Raw genomic sequence first — 3,829 nt, 5'->3', positions numbered from 1 at the left:
CCCCGGCCTCATCACCCCGGACGAGATCAAGATCGGCATCATGCCCGGTCACATCCACCGCAAAGGCCGCATTGGCGTGGTGTCGCGCTCGGGCACTTTGACCTACGAAGCCGTGGCCATGTTGACCGAAGTGGGCCTGGGCCAGTCCAGCGCCGTGGGCATTGGTGGCGACCCGATCAACGGCTTGAAGCACATCGACGTGATGAAGGCCTTCAACGACGACCCGGACACCGACGCTGTCATCATGATCGGTGAAATCGGCGGCCCCGACGAAGCCGAAGCGGCCATGTGGTGCAAGGCCCACATGAAAAAGCCGGTTGTCGGCTTCATCGCCGGTGTCACGGCCCCCCCCGGCAAGCGCATGGGCCACGCCGGTGCCTTGATTTCTGGCGGCGCCGACACGGCCGACGCCAAGCTGGCCATCATGGAAGCGTGCGGCTTCATCGTCACACGCAACCCGTCTGAATTGGGCCAATTGCTCAAGGCCCAGCTGAAGTAAGTCACTTCTTTTGCAGCTGCCCCGCCCTGCGCTGTGCGGGGATGTGGTTTGCCACAATCAAAAGCCGGATTTTCCAAGGGATAATCCGGCTTTCTTTTTGTTAATCGACTATGAGCCCGCCTCCACGGGCAAAAGGATGCCCTGTGGAAGAATTTATAACCGCCACGTTCTGGATCGCCGTGGCCCAGATCATCATGATCGACATATTGTTGGGTGGCGACAACGCCGTGGTCATCGCCCTGGCTTGCCGTCAGTTGCCCGCGCACCAGCGAACAAAAGGTATTTTGTGGGGCACTGCCGGGGCCATTGTTCTGCGTGTGATCCTGATCTTTTTTGCGCTGACATTGCTGGCCATTCCCTTTCTTAAGTTTGTCGGGGCTTTGTTGCTCATTTGGATCGGGGTCAAACTGCTGACCCCCGATGCCGATGACGACCACAGCAACATCCAAGGCAGCGACAAACTTTGGGGTGCGATCAAAACGGTCATCATTGCGGACTTGGTCATGAGCGTTGACAACGTGATCGCCATTGCGGGTGCCGCTCAAGCTTCGGGCAATCCGGACCACCAAATGCCGCTGGTTGTTTTTGGTTTGCTGGTCAGCATCCCGATCATCGTCTGGGGCAGTCAATTGGTCTTGAAACTCATGGACCGTTTCCCCATGATCATCACCGCAGGCGGTATGTTGTTGGGCTGGATCGCGGGCAGCATGATGCAAACGGATCCCGGCTTGGTGGCGTACTTGCCGCAAGACAAGGTGTGGGGCTATGCCATGGGCCTGGCAGGTGCCTTGTTGGTGCTGGCTTTGGGTAAAATCATCATGGCGCGTCGCCCTGCTGTCCAAGAAACGGTTTGAATCGCCACGCCTGGGGCGCCACCCCACTGGCGCTGGCAAGATGAATGTATTAGCATTCATTTTCCAAACTCCTAAAGGCACACCATGTTACAAAAGCAACGCGGTTTGACATTGATCGAGTTGATGATCGTGATCGCGATCATTGGCATCTTGGGCTCCTTGGCCCTGCCTGCTTACCAGGACTACAGCATCCGGGCCAAAGTCTCAGAAATGTTGTTGGCGGCAGGCGGTTGCAAAGTGGCGGTGAACGACGCCATTGGTTCCGCCTCTGACGCCAATGTGTCGGTTGTTTTGCCCCAAGTTTGCGAAAGCCAAAGCAGCAGATACGTCACCAGCATTGGCACAGATGCCAACGGCGTGATCACGGTGGTTGGTAACCATGGCGCTTTGCGCGGCAGCACCAGCGCTTCGGCCAACAGCATTTCCCTGACACCTCTGCAGCCAGGCAACACGGCGGTCGATGGCAGTGCCGATGGTGGCAAGTCCATCGCCGGTTGGCGTTGCGGGCCTGCGGCCACCAACGGATTGCCGCTCAAATACCTCCCGGCTTCTTGCAAAGCCAGTTGAGACCGGGTTGTCCCGGCCGGGCCTTTCGGCCGCTCGTTTTCAGCCGACCTTGGCGCTGGTTTTGACCACCGCTGGGGCCGAATCAAGCGCACAGTTGTGTCTGCTCTGGGCCTGATGAGCGATAACTGCCCGCGTTGAAAACCGTCAATGAGCCGCCAAATTACCCAATTGGGTAGTTACACAAATCTATATTATTGGTAAATTAATAATTAATTTGTCAATTTATAAATTATATGGAAAAGAGACTTGGCCACATTTACTTGGTGGACGACAACCGAGACATGTGCTTTTACTTGGGCGACATGCTGCAGATGTTGGGCTACACGGTCGACACATTCGACAACGCGGGCGCTTTTCTTGACAAGTCCATGGACATCTCGCCTGCAGTGGTGTTGTTGGACATGCGCATGCCCCACATCAGTGGGCTTGAACTGCAAGTGAGATTGGCTATGTTGGAGCGCAAAACCCCTGTGGTTTTCATCAGCGGCGAAAGCGACAAGGCTGAAATCATCGAAGCCTTTCGCTTGGGCGCGGTTGATTTTTTGTTGAAACCGTTCAATCGGGACAAGCTGTGTCAGGTGGTGGACAAAGCCTTGGAAATAGACCGTCAGAGAAACCTTGTATTTGCCAAACTTGATGCCTTGCGGCGCTCATTTGGGGCGCTGTCTGGGCGAGAGCAAGAAATTTTCATGCTCATCGTCCAAGGGTTGACCAACAAAGGCATTGCCGAGATCACCGGCATACAAGCCGGAACAGCCAAAAAACACCGCGCCACCATTTACCAAAAGTTTGCCATCACCACCAGTGCAGAACTCATCAGCCAGTGCCAAGGCGTTGACCTGAGCGCGCTCAAAAAGCAGACCCTGCGCCCGACAAAATAAGCACCCGACCCAGTACGAAACGCTCGCGCCTTTTGTTGGCCCGATGAAGTGGGCGCACGCTGGCCGGTTTGTGCGGTGTGGCGGGCCAGATTTCTGGAGCTTCTCGCGAGATGACAAGTGCCCTTGGCGTGACAAATGACAGACTGAGGCATGCCAAAAAAGAGCTGGCACTGACCCCTGCAGGCTTGGGGCAACAGCGGTTCAGGCCATGAACCGACACGCGAAAGGCGTGCTGCATGCAGGGCGGCAAAAAAGCCGGAGGTGCTGGGTTAAAATCGCCAGTCCTCAAGGAGCGTTGCAGCCTGCCGCCGCCAAGGCAAAGTGGGTCAGGCTTGGGGTCGTTCAATCGCTGAACGATGTTGCACAACGACGCTCACCTTTTGCCCCAAGGTGAGCCCGTGTTTGTTGTTGCGTCTGAAATCCCCGCTGTTCCCCCCATGAAGCTGTCCGGACTGGAGCCGGTCTCTGTCGGTACGGGTTCTCTGTTTGTCAACGTGGGCGAGCGCACCAACGTCACCGGCTCCAAGGCCTTTGCCCGCATGATTCTGAATGGCGAGTACGAGCAGGCGCTGGCCGTGGCGCGGCAGCAGGTGGAAAACGGCGCGCAAATCATCGACGTGAACATGGACGAAGCCATGCTCGACAGCCAAGCGGCCATGGTGCGGTTTTTGAACCTGATGGCTGGCGAGCCCGACATTGCCCGCGTGCCGGTGATGGTGGACTCGTCCAAATGGTCGGTGATCGAGGCCGGTCTGCGCTGCATCCAAGGCAAGGGCATTGTCAACTCGATCAGCATGAAAGAGGGCTTGGACGAGTTCAAACGCCAAGCCAAGTTGGTCAAGCGCTATGGCGCAGCCGCCGTGGTCATGGCGTTTGACGAAAAAGGCCAAGCCGACACCTACGCACGCAAGATCGAGATCTGCGAGCGCGCTTTCCGCGTGCTGGTCGACGAAGTGGGCTTTGCGCCGGAAGACATCATTTTTGACCCGAATATTTTTGCCATCGCCACCGGCATAGAAGAGCACGAC

The 3,829-nt window shown here is 56.8% G+C and carries 4 protein-coding genes, 1 pseudogene and 1 riboswitch; all 5 genes and pseudogenes read left to right on the top strand.

Annotation, left to right across the window (positions count from 1 at the left end; translation table 11 throughout):
• Positions 1-499 (top strand): annotated as a pseudogene (locus ACIQ39_RS18885) (succinate--CoA ligase subunit alpha); the annotation flags it as partial.
• A 143-nt stretch (positions 500-642) separates the two neighbouring features.
• Complete coding sequence (locus ACIQ39_RS18880) at positions 643-1,353, top strand: TerC family protein (protein ID WP_396436125.1); 711 nt, start codon at positions 643-645, stop codon at positions 1,351-1,353.
• An 84-nt stretch (positions 1,354-1,437) separates the two neighbouring features.
• A complete protein-coding gene (locus tag ACIQ39_RS18875) occupies positions 1,438-1,920 on the top strand; it encodes a pilin (protein WP_396436124.1) in 483 nt (160 codons plus the stop codon).
• Positions 1,921-2,153: 233 nt separating this feature from the next.
• Positions 2,154-2,801, top strand: coding sequence for a response regulator transcription factor (locus ACIQ39_RS18870; protein WP_396436123.1), 648 nt, complete (start codon positions 2,154-2,156; stop codon positions 2,799-2,801).
• Positions 2,802-3,082: 281 nt separating this feature from the next.
• Positions 3,083-3,183, top strand: a riboswitch (S-adenosyl-L-homocysteine riboswitch).
• A 55-nt stretch (positions 3,184-3,238) separates the two neighbouring features.
• The coding region (locus ACIQ39_RS18865) for a dihydropteroate synthase (RefSeq protein WP_396436122.1) at positions 3,239-3,829 on the top strand (591 nt) is incomplete at its 3' end.

Source organism: Limnohabitans sp. (assembly GCF_044361645.1).
GTDB lineage: Bacteria > Pseudomonadota > Gammaproteobacteria > Burkholderiales > Burkholderiaceae_C > Limnohabitans_A.
Note: the sequence above shows the minus strand (reverse complement) of the source record. Positions and strands in the feature narration are given on the sequence as shown.

Coding starts and splice junctions, on each gene's coding strand:
- ACIQ39_RS18875 (WP_396436124.1), top strand. CDS start 1,438: ATGTTACAAAAGCAACGCGGTTTGACATTGATCGAGTTGATGATCGTG.
- ACIQ39_RS18870 (WP_396436123.1), top strand. CDS start 2,154: ATGGAAAAGAGACTTGGCCACATTTACTTGGTGGACGACAACCGAGAC.